At 70.5% G+C, this 16878-nt stretch carries 18 protein-coding genes; 13 read left to right on the forward strand and 5 right to left on the reverse strand.

Annotated elements, in window-relative coordinates; all coding sequences use genetic code 11:
• Positions 1-59: 59 nt before the first annotated feature.
• From argC to AB0I94_RS29555, 5 genes are read left to right on the forward strand one after another with little or no spacing between them, the layout of a single operon-like run.
• A complete protein-coding gene (gene argC / locus AB0I94_RS29535) occupies positions 60-1088 on the forward strand; it encodes an N-acetyl-gamma-glutamyl-phosphate reductase (RefSeq protein WP_363312734.1) in 1029 nt (342 codons plus the stop codon).
• Positions 1085-2239, forward strand: coding sequence for a bifunctional glutamate N-acetyltransferase/amino-acid acetyltransferase ArgJ (gene argJ / locus AB0I94_RS29540; protein ID WP_363312735.1), 1155 nt, complete (start codon positions 1085-1087; stop codon positions 2237-2239). The genes argC and argJ overlap by 4 nt, the downstream gene beginning before the upstream one ends.
• A gap of 8 nt (positions 2240-2247) precedes the next feature.
• Positions 2248-3198, forward strand: coding sequence for an acetylglutamate kinase (argB, locus tag AB0I94_RS29545; protein WP_363312764.1), 951 nt, complete (start codon positions 2248-2250; stop codon positions 3196-3198).
• Positions 3195-4403 (forward strand): acetylornithine transaminase, encoded by a 1209-nt coding sequence (locus tag AB0I94_RS29550; RefSeq protein WP_363312736.1) that lies wholly within the window; start codon positions 3195-3197, stop codon positions 4401-4403. The genes argB and AB0I94_RS29550 overlap by 4 nt, the downstream gene beginning before the upstream one ends.
• Positions 4404-4410: 7 nt before the next feature.
• Entirely contained in the window at positions 4411-4965 is a 555-nt protein-coding gene (locus AB0I94_RS29555; RefSeq protein WP_363312737.1) for an arginine repressor, read from the forward strand.
• 105 nt (positions 4966-5070) lie between these two features.
• Here the strand turns inward: AB0I94_RS29555 and AB0I94_RS29560 are convergent, their stop codons facing one another.
• Both AB0I94_RS29560 and AB0I94_RS29565 read right to left on the reverse strand, forming a co-directional pair.
• The gene (locus AB0I94_RS29560) at positions 5071-6042 is read right to left on the reverse strand and encodes a bile acid:sodium symporter family protein (protein WP_363312738.1); all 972 of its coding nucleotides are present in this window, start codon (positions 6040-6042) and stop codon (positions 5071-5073) included.
• A gap of 142 nt (positions 6043-6184) precedes the next feature.
• Positions 6185-6772 carry a pyridoxamine 5'-phosphate oxidase family protein gene (locus AB0I94_RS29565; protein WP_363312739.1) on the reverse strand — a complete coding sequence of 196 codons (588 nt, stop codon included), beginning with the start codon at positions 6770-6772 and terminating at the stop codon, positions 6185-6187.
• Positions 6773-6910: 138 nt separating this feature from the next.
• Between AB0I94_RS29565 and argH the strand changes: the two genes are divergently transcribed.
• The 4 genes from argH to AB0I94_RS29585 all read left to right on the forward strand — a co-directional run bounded on the left by argH (position 6911) and on the right by AB0I94_RS29585 (position 11579).
• Positions 6911-8341: an argininosuccinate lyase gene (gene argH / locus AB0I94_RS29570; protein WP_363312740.1), complete on the forward strand. Its 1431-nt coding sequence runs from the start codon at positions 6911-6913 to the stop codon at positions 8339-8341.
• Positions 8342-8436: 95 nt separating this feature from the next.
• On the forward strand, positions 8437-9411 hold the full coding sequence (locus tag AB0I94_RS29575) for an aldo/keto reductase (protein WP_363312741.1): 975 nt from the start codon (positions 8437-8439) through the stop codon (positions 9409-9411).
• A gap of 78 nt (positions 9412-9489) precedes the next feature.
• Positions 9490-10041 carry a helix-turn-helix domain-containing protein gene (locus tag AB0I94_RS29580; RefSeq protein ID WP_363312742.1) on the forward strand — a complete coding sequence of 184 codons (552 nt, stop codon included), beginning with the start codon at positions 9490-9492 and terminating at the stop codon, positions 10039-10041.
• Positions 10038-11579 (forward strand): MFS transporter, encoded by a 1542-nt coding sequence (locus AB0I94_RS29585; RefSeq protein WP_363312743.1) that lies wholly within the window; start codon positions 10038-10040, stop codon positions 11577-11579. Before AB0I94_RS29580 ends, AB0I94_RS29585 begins: the two co-directional genes overlap by 4 nt.
• A 158-nt stretch (positions 11580-11737) precedes the next feature.
• On the opposite strand, the gene AB0I94_RS29590 is transcribed toward AB0I94_RS29585, so the two are convergent.
• Positions 11738-12358: a lysophospholipid acyltransferase family protein gene (locus AB0I94_RS29590; protein ID WP_361056899.1), complete on the reverse strand. Its 621-nt coding sequence runs from the start codon at positions 12356-12358 to the stop codon at positions 11738-11740.
• Positions 12359-12824: 466 nt separating this feature from the next.
• Between AB0I94_RS29590 and AB0I94_RS29595 the strand changes: the two genes are divergently transcribed.
• The 3 genes from AB0I94_RS29595 to AB0I94_RS29605 all read left to right on the forward strand — a co-directional run bounded on the left by AB0I94_RS29595 (position 12825) and on the right by AB0I94_RS29605 (position 15140).
• A complete protein-coding gene (locus AB0I94_RS29595) occupies positions 12825-13994 on the forward strand; it encodes a glycerophosphodiester phosphodiesterase (RefSeq protein WP_363312744.1) in 1170 nt (389 codons plus the stop codon).
• Positions 13995-14083: 89 nt separating this feature from the next.
• The gene (locus AB0I94_RS29600; protein ID WP_363312745.1) at positions 14084-14599 is read left to right on the forward strand and encodes a sigma-70 family RNA polymerase sigma factor; all 516 of its coding nucleotides are present in this window, start codon (positions 14084-14086) and stop codon (positions 14597-14599) included.
• 37 nt (positions 14600-14636) lie between these two features.
• Positions 14637-15140 carry a GNAT family N-acetyltransferase gene (locus AB0I94_RS29605; RefSeq protein ID WP_363312746.1) on the forward strand — a complete coding sequence of 168 codons (504 nt, stop codon included), beginning with the start codon at positions 14637-14639 and terminating at the stop codon, positions 15138-15140.
• Between the two features lie 5 nt (positions 15141-15145).
• Here AB0I94_RS29605 and AB0I94_RS29610 read toward each other — a convergent pair whose 3' ends face one another.
• Together AB0I94_RS29610 and AB0I94_RS29615 are read right to left on the reverse strand one after the other, a co-directional pair.
• Positions 15146-15484, reverse strand: coding sequence for a hypothetical protein (locus AB0I94_RS29610; protein ID WP_363312765.1), 339 nt, complete (start codon positions 15482-15484; stop codon positions 15146-15148).
• A gap of 61 nt (positions 15485-15545) precedes the next feature.
• Positions 15546-15905 carry a hypothetical protein gene (locus tag AB0I94_RS29615; protein WP_363210953.1) on the reverse strand — a complete coding sequence of 120 codons (360 nt, stop codon included), beginning with the start codon at positions 15903-15905 and terminating at the stop codon, positions 15546-15548.
• Positions 15906-16041: 136 nt separating this feature from the next.
• On the opposite strand from AB0I94_RS29615, the gene AB0I94_RS29620 reads away from it, so the two are divergent.
• A complete protein-coding gene (locus AB0I94_RS29620) occupies positions 16042-16689 on the forward strand; it encodes an HAD family hydrolase (protein WP_363312747.1) in 648 nt (215 codons plus the stop codon).
• The last annotated feature ends 189 nt before the right edge of the window (positions 16690-16878 follow it).

Genomic DNA, 16878 nt, shown 5'->3' on the forward strand with positions numbered 1-16878 from the left:
GGCTCGTTGCATAAAACTGCGGCCATGCGTATAGTCATGCTCTCCAGGAGGAGGGTTCCATGGCGGTACGCGCAGCAGTGGCAGGAGCGAGTGGGTACGCGGGCGGTGAATTGTTGCGTCTGCTCCTCGTCCACCCCGGGGTGGAGATCGGCGCCCTGACCGGCAACTCGAACGCGGGTCAGCGCCTGGGCGCGCTGCAGCCGCACCTGATGCCGCTCGCCGACCGTGTCCTGGAGCCGACCACCGCCGAGGTCCTCGCCGGTCACGATGTCGTCTTCCTCGCCCTGCCTCACGGCCAGTCCGCCGCCGTCGCCGAGCAGCTCGGCCCGGACGTCCTCGTGGTCGACATGGGCGCCGACTTCCGGCTGAAGGACGCGGCCGACTGGGAGAAGTTCTACGGCAGCGAGCACGCCGGGACCTGGCCCTACGGTCTGCCCGAGCTGCCGGGCGCCCGCGCGGCCCTGGAGGGGGCCCGGCGCATCGCGGTGCCCGGCTGCTATCCCACCGCGGTCACGCTCGCGCTCTTTCCCGCGTACGCCGCCGGGCTCGCCGAGGCCGAAGCGGTGATCGTCGCCGCTACCGGGACCTCGGGCGCGGGCAAGGCGCTCAAGCCGCACCTGCTCGGCTCCGAGGTCATGGGCTCCATGTCGCCCTACGGCGTGGGCGGCGTCCACCGGCACACCCCGGAGATGATCCAGAACCTCTCCGCGGTCGCGGGCACCCCCGTCACCGTCTCCTTCACGCCCACTCTGGCCCCGATGGCCCGCGGCATCCTCGCGACGTGCAGCGCGAAGGCGACGGAGGGCGTCACCGCCGATTCCGTGCGGGCCGCGTACGAGAAGGCCTACGCGGACGAACCGTTCGTGCACCTGCTCCCCGAGGGGCAGTGGCCCGCGACGTCCGCCGTGTACGGCTCGAACGCCGTGCAGATCCAGGTCGCGTACGACGAGGCGGCGGGCCGCGTCATCGTGATCAGCGCCATCGACAACCTCACCAAGGGCACCGCGGGCGGCGCCCTGCAGAGCATGAACATCGCCCTCGGCCTCGACGAGGCCACCGGGCTGACTACGATCGGAGTCGCGCCGTGAGTGTGACGGCAGCTAAGGGATTCACGGCGGCGGGCATCGCCGCCGGGATCAAGGAGAACGGCAGCCCGGACCTGGCCCTCGTGGTCAACACCGGGCCCCGCCTGGCCGCCGCGGGCGTGTTCACCTCCAACCGCGTCAAGGCCGCCCCCGTCCTCTGGTCGGAGCAGGTGGTCAAGGGCGGGCTCGTCTCGGCCGTCGTCCTCAACTCCGGTGGCGCCAACGCCTGTACGGGCCCCCAGGGTTTCCAGGACACGCACGCCACCGCCGAGAAGGTCGCCGAGACGCTCGATCTGAACGCGGGCGAGGTCGCCGTCGCGTCGACCGGGCTCATCGGCGTCACGCTCCCCATGGACAAGCTCCTGCCGGGCGTCGAGGCAGTGGCCGGTGAACTCTCCGCGCACGGCGGCGAGAAGGCCGCCATCGCGATCAAGACCACCGACAGCGTGCACAAGACGGCCGTGGCCGTCCGTGGCGGCTGGACGGTCGGCGGCATGGCGAAGGGCGCGGGCATGCTCGCCCCCGGCCTCGCCACCATGCTCGTCGTCCTCACCACGGACGCCGACCTCGAAGCCGACGTCCTGGACAAGGCCCTGCGGGACGCCACGAAGGTCACCTTCGACCGGGTCGACTCCGACGGCTGCATGTCGACGAACGACACGGTGCTGCTCCTGGCCTCCGGCGCCTCCCAGGTCGCTCCCGAGTACGCCGAGTTCGCCGAGGCCGTCCGCACCGTCTGCGACGACCTCGCGCGCCAGCTCATCGGCGACGCCGAGGGCGCCAGCAAGGACATCCGGATCGAGGTGGTCAACGCCGCGACCGAGGAGGACGCCGTCGAGGTGGGCCGCTCCATCGCCCGCAACAACCTCCTCAAGTGCGCCATCCACGGCGAGGACCCCAACTGGGGCCGGGTGCTCTCCGCCATCGGCACCACGAAGGCCGCCTTCGAGCCGGACCAGTTGAACGTCGCCATCAACGACGTCTGGGTCTGCAAGAACGGCAGCGTGGGCGAGGACCGCGACCTCGTCGACATGCGCTACCGCGAAGTCAGGATCACCGCGGACCTGGCGGCCGGAACCACCGAGCCGGTCGTGATCTGGGCCAACGACCTCACCGCCGACTACGTCCACGAGAACAGCGCGTACTCCTCATGAGCGGCAACATCAGCGGCAGCACCAGCGGCAACCCGACCGCGCGCAAGCACACCGCGCTCCCCAAGGCGCAGATCCTCATCGAGGCGCTGCCCTGGCTGACCCGGCACCGCGGCAAGACCGTCGTCATCAAGTTCGGCGGCAACGCCATGGTCGACGAGGAGCTGAAGGCGGCCTTCGCGCAGGACGTCGTCTTCCTGCACCACGCGGGCCTCAAGCCCGTCGTCGTGCACGGCGGCGGACCGCAGATCAGCAAGGCCCTCGACCGGCACGGCATCGTCAGCGAGTTCAAGGCGGGCCTGCGCGTCACCTCCGAGGACGCCATGGACGTCGTACGCATGGTGCTGGCGGGGCAGGTCCAGCGCGAGCTCGTCGGCCTGCTCAACCAGCACGGCCCGCTCGCCGTCGGTCTCACCGGCGAGGACGCGCACACCATCACGGCCACCAAGCACCAGCCCCGCATCGAGGGCGAGTTGGTCGACATCGGCCGGGTCGGCGAGATCACCGAGATCGACACCGGCGCCATCGAGGCGCTGCTCGCCGACGGCCGTATCCCGGTCGTCTCCTCGATCGCACGCTCCCAGGACGATCACCATGTCTACAACGTCAATGCTGATACGGCGGCTGCGGCACTTGCGGCTGCGTTGGACGCCGAAACCCTGATGGTCCTCACGGACGTCGAGGGGCTCTACGAGGACTGGCCGAACAGCGACGAGGTGATCAGCCGCCTGACCGCGAAGGAGCTGGAGAAGCTCCTGCCCGAGCTGGCCAGCGGCATGGTCCCGAAGATGGAGGGCTGCCTGCACGCCGTGCGCAACGGCGTCGAGACGGCCCGCGTGATCGACGGACGCGTCCAGCACTCGATCCTGCTGGAGGTCTTCACCGACGAGGGCATCGGCACGATGGTCGTGCCCGACGCGCCCGGCGTATCCGGCAACGCGACAGAGGGGGAAGCGGCATGACCGGCAACGAGGAGCTGACCAAGCGCTGGCAGGACGCGCTGATGGACAACTACGGCACCCCCAGGCTCCCCCTCGTGCGCGGCGCGGGCAGCAAGCTTCTGGACGCCGACGGCAAGGAGTACGTCGACTTCGTCGGCGGCATCGCGGTCAACGCGCTCGGCCACGCCCATCCGGCGGTCGTCGAGGCGGTCAGCACCCAGATCGCCTCCCTCGGCCACGTCTCGAACCTCTTCGTCGCCGAGCCGCCGGTGGCACTCGCGGAGCGGCTGCTCCAGCTCTTCGGGCGCGAGGGGCGGGTGTACTTCTGCAACTCCGGCGCCGAGGCCAACGAAGGCGCCTTCAAGATCGGCCGGCTGACCGGGCGTTCGCACATGGTGGCCACGGAGGGCGGCTTCCACGGCCGGACCATGGGGGCGCTCGCGCTCACCGGCCAGCCCGGCAAGCAGGAGCCGTTCCTGCCGCTGCCCGGTGACGTCACGCACGTCCCGTACGGCGACGTCGAGGCCCTGCGGGCAGCGGTCACCGAAGAGACCGCCCTCGTCGTCATCGAGCCCATCCAGGGCGAGAACGGCGTCGTGGTGCCGCCCGCCGGCTACCTGAAGGCGGCCCGCGAGATCACCACGGCCACCGGAACCCTCCTCGTCCTCGACGAGGTGCAGACCGGAATCGGCCGTACCGGCCACTGGTTCGAGTACCTCGCGCACGAGGGCGTGCAGCCCGACGTCGTCACACTCGCGAAAGGCCTCGGCGGCGGTCTGCCGCTCGGCGCGACGGTCGCGTTCGGCGCGGCGGCCGGGCTCCTCAAGCCCGGTCACCACGGAACGACGTTCGGCGGGAACCCCGTGGCATGCGCCGCCGGACTCGCGGTACTCGACACGATCGAGGCCGACGGGCTCCTGGACAACGTGAAGCGGGTGAGCGAGAAGCTGCGCGACGGAATCGAGTCACTCGGACACCCGCTCGTGGGCCACGTCCGGGGTGCGGGCCTGCTGCTGGGTATCGTGCTCACCGAGCCGCTCGCGCCCCAGGTGCAGCAGGCGGCTCAGGACGCAGGCTTCCTGGTGAACGCGCCCGCCCCCGATGTCGTACGGCTGATGCCGCCGCTGAACGTGCGCGACGACGAGGTGGACGCGCTCCTCGGGGTGCTGCCAGGCGTGCTTGACCAGGCCACCGCGGCCGACGGGGACGAACGATCCGGAGAATGAGACGACGATGAGCCAGGCGCAAGGCAACGAGCACGCGGAGCACCCGGATCACGCCGGGCCCGCCGTGCCGCAGACCCGCACCGCACGCCACCGCCGGATCGTGGACATCCTCAACCGGCAGCCGGTGCGCTCCCAGAGTCAGCTGGCGAAGCTGCTCGCCGACGACGGCCTCACCGTCACCCAGGCGACGCTCTCGCGGGACCTGGACGAGCTGAACGCGGTGAAGATCCGCAACGCCGAGGGCGACCTCATCTACGCGGTGCCGAGCGAGGGCGGCTTCCGCACGCCGCGCGCGCCGCTGGGGGAGTCCGCCAAGGAGGAGCGGATGCGCCGCCTCTCCGCGGAGCTCCTGATCTCCGCGGAGGCCTCGGCCAACCTGGTCGTCCTGCGCACACCGCCGGGCGCGGCCCAGTTCCTCGCCTCGGCGATCGACCAGGCGGAACTGCACGACATCCTGGGAACGATCGCGGGGGACGACACCCTGATGCTGATCAGCCGGGAGGCCATGGGGGGCCAGGCGCTGGCGGATCATTTGCTGCGACTGGCGTCCAACGAACACTGACCGGGCCCCTGGCCTCGGGCGCCGTCCATCACCGGCTTCGCCGAGTTCGTCCTCGAACGCCGGACGGGCTGATTCTCATCAGCCCGTCCGGCGTTCGCTGATGCGTCAGGACTGTTCGGAACGCCGCGCCCGGTGCGCCATCCACGCCGCGACCAGCGCGCCCGAGACGTTGTGCCACACGGAGAACACGGCGGCGGGCAACGCGGCCAGCGGGCTGAAGTGGGCGGTGGCGAGCGACGCCGCGAGCCCTGAGTTCTGCATGCCGACCTCGAAGGCCATGGCCCGCGACGCCGGCGGGCCGAGGCGGGCCAGCTTGCCCGCGCCGTAGCCGAGCGCGAGGCCGAGGCCGTTGTGCAGGACGACGGCGAGGAACACGAGCAGGGCGGCCGACTTGATGGCCGCCGCGCTGCCCGCGACCACGATCGCCACGATGACGGCGATGGTCAGGGCGGACAGCCACGGAAGAGCGCTGAGGACCCGCCCGATGGAGCGGCCGAACAGCAGCCGGACGGCGAGACCTGCGATGACCGGGAGCAGCACGGTCTTGAGGATGTCCGTGACCATCGACCCCGCGTCCACGGGCAGGTACTCGCCCGCGAGGAGCAGCGTCAGCGGCGGCGTGATGAGCGGCGCGAGCACGGTCGACACGGTGGCCACCGAGACGGAGAGGGCCACGTCGCCGCGCGCCAGGTACGTCACGACATTGGAGGCGGTCCCGCTCGGCGCGCAGCCCACGAGGATCACGCCGGCCGCCAACTGGGGCGAGAGCCCGAGCGCGTGGGCGATCAGCCAGCCGAGCCCCGGCATGATCACGTAATGCGCGACAAGGCCGAGCGCGACGGCCCAGGGCCGCTTGACGACGCCCTGGAAGTCGAGCGGGGTCATGGTGAGCCCCATGCAGAACATCACGAGACCCAGGAGGTACGGGACGTCACCGCCCCAGCTCTTGAAGGCGTCCGGCGCCATCAGGCCGAGCACGCCCGCGGCGAGTACGAGGACGGGGAAGACCGTGACGGCGAGGCGGGCCGCCTTGTCGCCGCTCTCCGTTGAACTGGGGGTCGTCTGTTCGGTTTGCACCCGGCGATGCAACGCCGCCGTGCGGCACGACGCAAACCCGTCTCGATATGTGGTCGCTACATGAAGTTGGCGGAGTCGTTGAGTGGCGCGTGACGGCGGCGGTCCCCGCCGTCGTCCCGACGGCGCGGACCCGGCGCAGGGCTCAGACCGTAGTAGGAGGCAAGGGCAGCGGCAGTCCGGGCAGGCCGTCGATGCTCTGTGCGATGTGCTCCTTCTTGGCGAAGTAGGCGCTCAGCGAAGCGTCGTCCTCACGCGCGAAGCGCTTGCCGTGCAGGTCGCGGTCCTCGTCGTACGACATGAAGGGCACCGCGTATCCGCAGCTGTCGCGGACGAGTTCGGCCTTCACGACGATGATCGCGCGCAGTCCGTGCGGGGTCGGGTCTATGTCGGGGAAATGCCCGAGCAGCTCCGCCCAGCGCGGGTCGTCGCGGAAGACGGGCTCGCCGCGGCCGTGCACCCGGACGATGTTCGGCGGGCCCTGGAAGGCGCACCACATCAGCGTGATGCGGCCGTTCTCCCGCAGATGCGCGACGGTCTCCGAGGTGCTGCCCGCGAAGTCCAGGTAGGCGACGGTGAGGTCGTCGATGACGGCGAGGGAGCCGGTGAGGCCTTTGGGGGAGAGGTTGACCGTGCCGTCGTCGGCCAAGGGTGCGGTGGCGGTGAAGAAGACGGGCTGAGCCTCGATGAAGGAGCGGAGTCTGCCGTCGATGCGTTCGTGAGTCTTTCCCATGGCCAGGGATTATTCGTCGAGATCTTTCGCCTGTCTAATGACTTCACGCACCGGCTCGTGCCATGGCCGGATTGACGAAACATACGGAGTTCTGCATACTCATGCATAACGGCGAATGCAGGCTAAGGAGTACGTGAAGTGAGCAGCAACAACGGCGGTGACGTCCGGCTCTGGGGCGGCCGGTTCGCGGACGGCCCGGCCGAGGCCCTGGCCAAACTGTCGGCGTCGGTCCACTTCGACTGGCGCCTCGCGCCGTACGACATCGCCGGGTCCCGCGCCCACGCGCGCGTGCTCCACAAGGCGGGGCTGCTCACCGAGGACGAGCTGACCCGCATGCTGGCCGGGCTCGAGCAGCTGGAGACCGACGTGGCGGACGGCTCCTTCGTGGGCACCATCGCCGACGAGGACGTCCACACCGCCCTGGAGCGGGGCCTGCTGGAGCGCCTCGGAGCGGACCTCGGCGGCAAGCTCCGCGCGGGCCGCTCCCGCAACGACCAGGTGGCGACGCTCTTCCGCATGTACCTGCGGGACCACGCCCGCGTCATCGGCGGCCTCATCGCCGACCTCCAGGGCGCGCTCGTCGGCCTCGCCGAGGCGCACCCGGACGTCGCCATGCCGGGCCGTACGCACCTCCAGCACGCGCAGCCCGTGCTCTTCGCCCACCACGTCCTCGCGCACGTCCAGTCTCTCTCCCGGGACGCCGAACGCCTGCGGCAGTGGGACGAGCGGACGGCCGTTTCGCCGTACGGCTCGGGCGCGCTCGCGGGATCCTCCCTCGGCCTCGACCCCGAGGCCGTCGCCGCGGACCTCGGCTTCGAGCACGGCTCGGTGGCCAACTCCATCGACGGGACGGCGTCCCGGGACTTCGCGGCGGAGTTCGCCTTCATCACCGCGATGATCGGCGTGAACCTCTCGCGGATCGCCGAGGAGGTCATTCTCTGGAACACGAAGGAGTTCTCCTTCGTCACGCTCCACGACGCCTTCTCGACCGGGTCGTCGATCATGCCGCAGAAGAAGAATCCGGACATCGCCGAGCTGGCGCGCGGCAAGTCGGGGCGTCTCATCGGCAACCTGACGGGCCTGATGGCGACGCTCAAGGCGCTCCCGCTCGCGTACAACCGCGACCTCCAGGAGGACAAGGAGCCGGTCTTCGACTCCTGCGACCAGCTGGAGGTCCTGCTCCCCGCCTTCACCGGCATGATGGCGACGCTCACCGTGCACCGCGAGCGCATGGAGGAGCTGGCCCCGGCCGGCTTCTCGCTCGCCACGGACATCGCCGAGTGGCTGGTCAAGCAGGGTGTGCCGTTCCGAGTGGCGCACGAGGTCGCCGGCAGTTGCGTCAAGGAGTGCGAGGCGCACGGCATCGAGCTCGACCAGCTCACGGACGAGCAGTTCGCCAAGATCTCCGAGCACCTCACCCCCGAGGTCCGCACCGTCCTGAACGTCGCCGGCGCCCTGGCATCCCGCAACGGCCGCGGCGGCACCGCGCCCTCGGCCGTCGCCGCCCAGCTCGCCGAGGTCAAGGCCGATCTGACGGCACAGCAGGAGTGGGCCGCGGCGCGCCAGTGACGCCGGGGCAGCGCGTACCGCGTTGACGTGGGCATCGCGGGTTACGTTGGTCATCTTCGCAAGGAGCCGAAGGAGTCGACCGAACGGAGCCCGCGATGCCCTTCTCGCGTCTGGCCGCAGCAACGACCCCCACCGCCCACATCGGCTTCGGCTTGGCCGCCGTCGGCAGGCCCGGCTACATCACGCTCGGCCGCGACGCCGACCTGCCGCCCTCGCGCAGCGTCGAGGCCCTGCGCGAGCGCACCATCGAACTCCTGGACGCGGCCTACGCGTTGGGCGTGCGGTACATCGACGTGGCGCGCTCCTACGGTCGGTCCGAGGAGTTCCTCGCCGACTGGCTGCACGCCAGGCCCGACATCCACGACGTCGTCATCGGCAGCAAGTGGGGCTACACGTACACGGCCGCGTGGAACGCCGACGCCGCGGGCCCGCACGAGGTCAAGGACCACAGCCTCGCGGCGTACGTCAGGCAGCGCGAAGAGAGCGCGCAACTGCTCGGTGAGCGGCTCGACCTGTACCAGATCCACTCCGTGACGCCGGAGAGTCCCGCCCTCACCGACAAGGAACTGCACGCCGCACTCGCAGAGTTGGCGGCCACGGGCGTGACGGTCGGGCTGTCCGTCAGCGGCCCTCAGCAGGCGGCCGCGATCCGCGCCGCGCTAGAGGTGACCGTCGACGGCGCGCCCCTCTTCCGTACGGTGCAGGCCACGTACAACGTCCTGGAGACATCGGCGGGCTCCGCGCTCGCCGAGGCCCATGACGCGGGGCTCACCGTACTGGTCAAGGAGGCCATGGCCAACGGCCGCCTCGCCGACCCGCAGGCCCCCGCGGCTCTGCGCGAGATCGCCGGGGCCACCGGGCTCGGCTGCGACGCGGTCGCCCTGGCCCTGGTCCTCCGGCAGCCGTGGGCGGGCGTGGTCCTCTCCGGCGCCGCCACCTCGGTCCAGCTCTTCTCGAACCTGCACGCGGCGGCCGTGGACCTCGACGCCGGGCAGCTGGAGCGGCTCGCGGGGCTGGTGGAGGAGCCCGCCGCGTACTGGGAGAGGCGCCGGCAGCTGCCCTGGCACTGACCAACCCGTGGCACGCCTCGGTGAGGGGTGCACGTATCTTGTGAGACAAATTTGTCTCACATGGCCTATGGTTGTCTCATGTCAGTCGATCGCGACCAGGTGCTGCGCAGCGCCGCGGCCCTCCTCACCCGCAAAGGCTCCGCCACGATGGACGAGGTGGCGCGCGCGGCGGGGATCAGCCGGGCCACCCTGCACCGCCACTTCGCCGGGCGCGACGCCCTCGTACGCGCCCTGGAAGAGCTCGGCATACAGGAGTGCGAGGCCGCCCTGGAGGCGGCCAGGCTCGGCGAGGACAGCGCCGAACAGGCCGTGCGCCGTCTGGTGAAAGAGATCCAGCCGGCCGCGGGTCTGCTCGCGTTCCTCGTCACCGAGAACCAGCTCTTCGAGGACGACGCGCAGCACGAGGGCTGGTCCCGGCTCGACGACAGCATCGGCGCGCTGTTCCGGCGCGGCCAGGAGAGCGGGGAGTTCCGCATCGACCTGAGCCCCGCCTGGCTCACGGAGGCGCTGTACGGACTCATCGGCGCGGCCGCCTGGGCCGTACTGGACGGCCGCGTGGCCGCCAAGGACTTCACACACATGATCGCCGAGCTGCTGATCGGCGGAGCACAACGGAGAGTGGAACCATGACCAGCATCGAAAAGCGCACAGAGCCGGCGGAGGTCGAGCGCAGCCCCGGCCGCTGGCTCGCGCTCGCCGTGCTGGTCCTGGCCGTGCTGCTCGTCGCCGTGGACGCGACGGTGCTCGGCCTCGCGACCCCGTACATCAGCGAGGACCTCAAGCCCACCGGCACGCAGCTGCTGTGGATCGGCGACGTGTACTCGTTCGTCATCGCCGGTCTGCTCGTCTCCATGGGCAGCCTCGGTGACCGCATCGGACGCAAGAAGCTCCTGCTGATCGGCGCCGTCGCCTTCGGCGCGGTCTCGGTCCTCAACGCCTACGCGACCACTCCGGAACTCCTGATGCTGGCCCGGGCGCTGCTCGGCGTCGCGGGCGCGACGCTGATGCCGTCCACACTCGCGCTGATCCGCAACATCTTCCACGACCCGCGCGAGCGCAGCCTCGCGGTCGGCATCTGGGGCGCGATGGCGTCGGCCGGCGCCGCCGTCGGGCCGGTCGTCGGCGGCTTGCTGCTCGAACACTTCTGGTGGGGCTCGGTCTTCCTGATCAACCTTCCGGTGATGGCGGTCCTGGTCGTCGTGGGCATCAAGTTCCTGCCCGAGTCGAAGAATCCGGCGCCGGGCCCGTGGGACCTGATCAGCGTCGTGCTCTCGCTCATCGGCATCATCGCGGTCGTGTACGCCATCAAGGAGGCGGCGGCGCACGGGATCCGCTGGGACATCGGGGTGGCCGCCGTGCTCGGCGTGGCGGCGCTCACCTGGTTCGTACGGCGCCAGCTCACCCTGACGGCGCCTCTCCTGGACATGCGCCTCTTCCGTAACCGGGGCTTCTCCGGGGCGGTCCTCGCCGACCTGCTCACGGTGCTCGGGCTCTCGGGCCTGGTCTTCTTCCTCTCCCAGTTCCTGCAACTGGTCCAGGGGCGGCGGCCCTTCGAAGCGGGCCTGGCCGAACTGCCCGCAGCGGTGGGCGCCGTTGCGGCCGGTCTGATCGCCGGCATGGTCGCGCGGCGGTTCTCCGTGCGCGTGGTGGTCGCCGGCGGGCTCGCGGCGGTGGGCATCGCGTTGGCGGCGCTCACCACGCTGGAGCAGAGCACCGGATATCCGCTGCTCGGCGCCTCGCTCCTGGTCGTCGGCATCGGCGCGGGCTTCTCGTTCACGGTGACCGCCGACGTCATCCTCTCCAGCGTGCCCAAGGAACAGGCGGGCGCCGCGTCCGCGGTCTCCGAGACGGCGTACGAACTGGGAGCGGCACTCGGCATCGCCCTGCTCGGCTCCATCGTCACCGGCGTCTACCGCGACTTCACCGCCCCGGCGGGCACCCCGCCCGAGGTGGCGGCAGCCGCCCACGAGTCGCTGGGCGGCGCGGTGGAATCCTCGGCGGCCCTCCCCGCCCACGAGGCCCAGGCCCTGCTGCACTCGGCCCAGGACGCCTTCGTCGACGGCCTGCGCCTTGCCGCCGGCGCGGGGGCCGTGGTGTTGCTCGTCACCGCGGTGGTGGCCTGGTTCCTCTTGAAGGGCTCAAAGCTGGAGGACGGCATCGAGCACTGAGGAGCGCCCCGAAGGGGCGCGGGGCTGTGACATGGTGCGGCTCCGCCGCGTGGGCGCGGCCAGCCACGGGGGGCCCGCAGGCAACACGAAACGCCCGCCCGGTGTCGGGGGAAGCCCCGAGCGCCGGGCGGGCGCACTGCCAAAGACCGAGCCCCGGGCTACGCCGCCTTCGCCTTGGTGGCGTACATGTCCACGTACTCCTGACCGGAGAGCTGCATGACCTCCGTCATCACGGAGTCGGTCACGGCCCGCAGCACATAGCGGTCGCGGTCCATGCCCTCGTAGCGCGAGAACTCCATCGGCTCACCGAAGCGCACCGTCACGCGGCCCGGACGCGGAAGGCCCTTGCCGCCCGGCTGGAGCTTGTCCGTGCCGATCATCGCGAAGGGGACCACGGGCGCACCGGTCATGAGGGTGAGCCGGGCGATGCCCGTACGGCCGCGGTACAGGCGGCCGTCGGGCGAGCGGGTGCCTTCGGGGTAGATGCCGAAGAGCTTGCCCTCCTCCAGGACGCGTCGCCCGGTCATCAGGGCGGCGACACCGCCGTGTCCGCCGTCGCGGTCCACGGGGATCATGCCGGAGCCGGTGAAGAACCAGGCCATCAGGCGGCCCTTGAGTCCCTTGCCCGTGACGTACTCGTCCTTGCCGATGAAGTACACCGGACGCGGGCAGACGAGGGGCATGATCATCGAGTCGATGAACGTGAGGTGGTTTCCGGCCATGATGACCGGACCGGTGCCCGGAATGTTCTCGGCGCCTTCCACCCGAGGGCGGAACATCAGACGCAAGATCGGTCCGAGCACAGCCTTGATGAGCGCGAGACGGGACAACGGGCCCTCCGGTGTCAACGGGTCGACGACGAGTATGTGCAGGTGAGGACGATACTCGCGGGTCCCCGCTCACCGCACATCGGGTTCACGCACTGGATACGCAGAGTTGACACGCAGGTGCGTGGTGTAGCCCTCGGACCGCTCTCCCTGTGACGACGTTATCCCTGTGTGCGGCCTGTGGCGCGTCCTAGTGGCCCTTGTCACGCACCGCGGTCACGCGCTGCCACGCAGTCTGAAGGCAGTCCGAAGGCAGTCCGCGCCGGACCGTGCTCACCGAATGGACCCCACCTCGCACACCAGTAGCCATCCGGCGTCATCCTTCCGTTCGGTCCGGGGTCTCCCGTCCGTCACGTGCGGCCACCTACGATCGAGCCGCTTTGTCAGGTGCAAGGCAGTACATCGGGAGGAGCGCTCAATGACTACGCGGAAGCCGGGGCAGTCGGGTTCGGGGGAGCGGCGGCCGGGACGGCGCGCGGTACTGGGAGCGGCGGTCCTCGGGGCGGGCACAGCTGTCGTAGGACTGCCCGGCGTGGCGAGAGCCGACGGGAAGCACGGGCACGGGGGTCACAAGGACCTGCCGGTGCCCACGGTCGTCGCGCACCGCGGCGCCAGCGGCTACCGGCCCGAGCACACGATCGGCGCGTACCAGCTCGCCCTCGACATGGGCGCGCACGTCATCGAGCAGGACATCGTGCCCACCAAGGACGGTCATCTCGTATGCCGTCACGAGAACGACATCACCGGGACGACGGATGTCGCCGCGCACCCCGAGTTCGCGTCCCGCAAGACCACCAAAACCGTGGACGGCACCTCGTACACCGGCTGGTTCACCGAGGACTTCACGCTCGCCGAGCTGAAGACGCTGCGGGCCAAGGAGCGCATCCCCGGCACCCGCCAGCGCAACACGCTCTACGACGGCCGCTGGGACGTGCCCACCCTGGAGGAGGTCTTCCGGTGGGCCGACAAGCAAGGCCGGGAGCGCGGCAAGCGGGTCTGGCTGCACATCGAGACCAAGCACCCCACGTACTTCCGCAAGCTGGGCCTCGGCCTGGAGGAGCCGCTCGCCAAACTCCTTCGCAAGTACGGCCGTCACAAGAAGGGTTCGCCGAACTTCCTGCAGTCCTTCGAGCCCAGCAGCATCCAGCGCCTGAACAAGCTGGTCGACCCGCCGCTCGTGGTGCTCCTGTCCGGCGCGAGCTCCCGCCCCTGGGACTTCGTCGAGGCGGGCGACCCGCGCACCGTCGCCGACCTCATCAAGCCCGAGGGCCTCACGTGGATGGCGTCGTTCGCGCAGGGCATCGGCCCCACGCTCGACCTGATCATCCCCAGGAAGCCCGACGGAAGCCTCGGCACCCCGACCACTCTGGTCAAGGACGCGCACCAGGCGGGTCTGATCCTGCACCCGTACACGATGCGCAACGAGAACACCTTCCTGCCCACGAACTTCAGGAAGGGAACCGACCCGGCCGCCTACGGCGACGCCTTCGGAGCCTTCAAGGCCTACTTCGAGACGGGCATCGACGGGATCTTCTCCGACAACTGCGACACCGCGCTGCTCGCCCGCGCGGACTTCGTCAACGACTGATCGCCCGGCCCCGCTTGGGGTGACAGACGGCCGCCCCGGCAACCTCCTGCCGGGGCGGCCGCGTCAGGCCTTTCATGACTCAGCCCTGCATGACTCACTCGCTCATCCCGGCACTGCGTCCGCTCCTCGCCGCCGAGGCGTCCGCCGCGGCGCACGGCTCCGGCGCCGACCCCGGCGACCTCGAACAGGCCGTCTGGCTGCGCCTCCTCGAACGCATGGAGGCCGCCGACCCACCCGCCGACCCGGCCACCTGGCTGCGCGCCGCCGTGGCCTCCGAGGCGCGCCGCAGCCGGCGTACGGAAGAGCGCGAGGTGGCGTACACGGCCGAGCCCGCGGACGACTCCGAGTGCGGGCCCGAGCAGCGTGCCCTGCGGGCCGACCGCGAGCGCACCCTGCACGCGGCGGTGCGCAGACTGCCCGGCCGGTGCCCCGGTCTCATGGCGGCCCTGCTGTCACCCAAAGACCTCACCTACCGGGAGATCGCAGGTGAGTTGGGAATGTCACAGGGCAGCCTGGGGCCGGAACGTTCCCGTTGCCTGGGATGCCTGCGCAGAATGCTCGCGGCGGAGGTTGCAGCTCCTGACCCGCGGGGAAGGGAGCGATAGACAACCGGCGGAGCAGGTGAGCGGGAGGCATGCACACATGGGCATGAGCGTGACCATCTCGGAGGCGGGCGAGCAGGACGCCGAGAAGATCCTCAAACTGCAGTACCTGTGCTACCAGAGCGAGGCCGAGCTGTACGGCGACTATTCCATCGAGCCGCTCACGCAGTCCCTCGACTCCATCAAGGCCGAACTGACCACCGGGAACGTACTGGTGGCCCGCCTCGGGGACGAGGTGGTCGCGTCGGTGCGCGGCACGGTCGACGCCGACGGAACGGCGCGGATCGGCAAACTCATCGTCCACCCCAGGATGCAGCGCCACGGCCTGGGCGGTCGGCTCCTGAACACGATAGAGCGGCGCCTCGGGTCGGGCGGCACCGCCAAGTGCTTCCAGCTCTTCAGCGGCCACCGCAGCGAACAGAACCTCCAGCTCTACCGCAAGCACGGGTACGTGGCTGTGGGCACCCAGCGGGTGAACGACCGGCTCACCCTCGTCACGCTCGCCAAGGAGATCAGCGCCAGCGCCTGCGTGACCAGCGCGTAGGGGCTCTACGAGGCCTTGCGCGCCTTGTTCAGCCAGAAGATCGCCGTGACCGGGAGGAGCACCGGGATGAACAGATAGCCCATCCCGAAGTCCGACCACACCGTGGCGTCGGGGAAGGCGGACGGCTCGACGAGCGTCCACGTCCCCACCGCCAGGACGCCCACCAGCTCGGCGGCGCAGCACACCAGCGCCGCCCTGCGGGCCTTCTCACCGCCGCGCACCAGCGAGTACGTGATGAAGCCGTAGACGAGACCCGCGAGCGCGGACAGCGTGTAGGCGAGCGGTGCCTTGTGGAAGTCCGTCGAGATCTGCACGGCCGAGCGCGACACGGCGCCGACCACCATCACCCCGTACAGCCACACCAGAAGGATGCCGGGCCCGCCGACCAGCTTCTGCCGGGCCACCTCAGCCTCCCCAGATGTCGTAGAGCCGCACCTGGAGCACGGCGAGGACCACGCCGCCCGCGGCGACCGTGATGGAGCCCCAGCGGGTGCGCTCGGCGAGGGACATGAAGCCCGCCGCCGGGACGCAGGCGAAGGAACCGATCAGATACGCGATGAAGATCGTCATGCCCTGCTCGGGCTTCTCGCCCCGCGCCAGCTGGACGATGCCGACGATCAGCTGGACCGTGGCCAAAAAGGTCACCACGCCCATGCCGATGAAGTGCCAGTCCTTGGTCGGCTGGTCCCGGTAGGCGGCGAAGCCGCACCACGCGGCGAGCGCGAGCGCGGCCACGGCGGTCGCGATCGTCAGGGCAACAAGCATGCGGCGACTTTATTACGGGCCCTGTGCCCCGATGCGCGCACCCCTGTGCCCCGATGCGCGCAGCCCTGTGCCCCGACGCGGGCACCCCTGAGACCTGATGCGTGCACCCCAGGGGTGGCCCGTACGCTCGGACACCATGAAGATCCACGCTAAAGCGCTCCTGTTCGACAACGACGGCACCCTCATCTCCTCCATGGAGTCGGTGTACCGCTGCTGGAGGCGCTTGGCGCAGGAGTACGGGATCACCGTCGAGGAGTTCGAGCGGGTCGAGCTGCACGGCCGCCCCGCCGCCGAGATCATCGCCGACATGCTGCCCGCCGAGCGCGTGGCCGAGGCCGTCGCCCGCATCGAGGAGCTCGAGGTCTCCGACGTCGCGGGCGGCGTCGTGCTGCTGCCGGGCACCCGTGAGCTGCTCGCATCCCTGCCCCCGGAGCGCTGGGCCGTCGTCACCTCCGCCGGACGGCGCCTCGCCGAGGCCCGGCTCGCGGAGGTCGGCATCGACGCCGCGATGCTGATCGCCGCCGACGACATCACGCGCGGCAAGCCCGACCCGGAGCCCTTTCTGCTCGCGGCGGCGAAACTGGGCGTCGACCCGGCGCGCTGCGTGGTCTTCGAGGACGCGCCCGCGGGTCTCACCGCGGGACGGGCGGCCGGCATGACCACCGTGGCGTTGGCCACAACGCACACCGCCGGTGAGCTCTTCGCCGACGTCGTCGTGAAGGACCTCTCGGACGTGTCCGCGCAGTCCACCGAGGGCGGCGTGGAGATCGTCGTAGAGGGCTGAGCGACCGCCCCCGGGCGTTCGCGCCTGTCCAACGGTTGTCCGTATAGCGGACAGCCGTGGCGGGCCGCGGACGCACGCGTGTTTTACTGGTCCACATGACCACGACGAGCAGCCGCATCCCTGCGACCGAGGCGATCACGACGCCCGGTGCTCGTTGTATGTGTCGAATGTGCGCCTTCTGAGGGCCCC

This window comes from Streptomyces sp. NPDC050147, assembly GCF_040660195.1.
GTDB lineage: Bacteria > Actinomycetota > Actinomycetes > Streptomycetales > Streptomycetaceae > Streptomyces.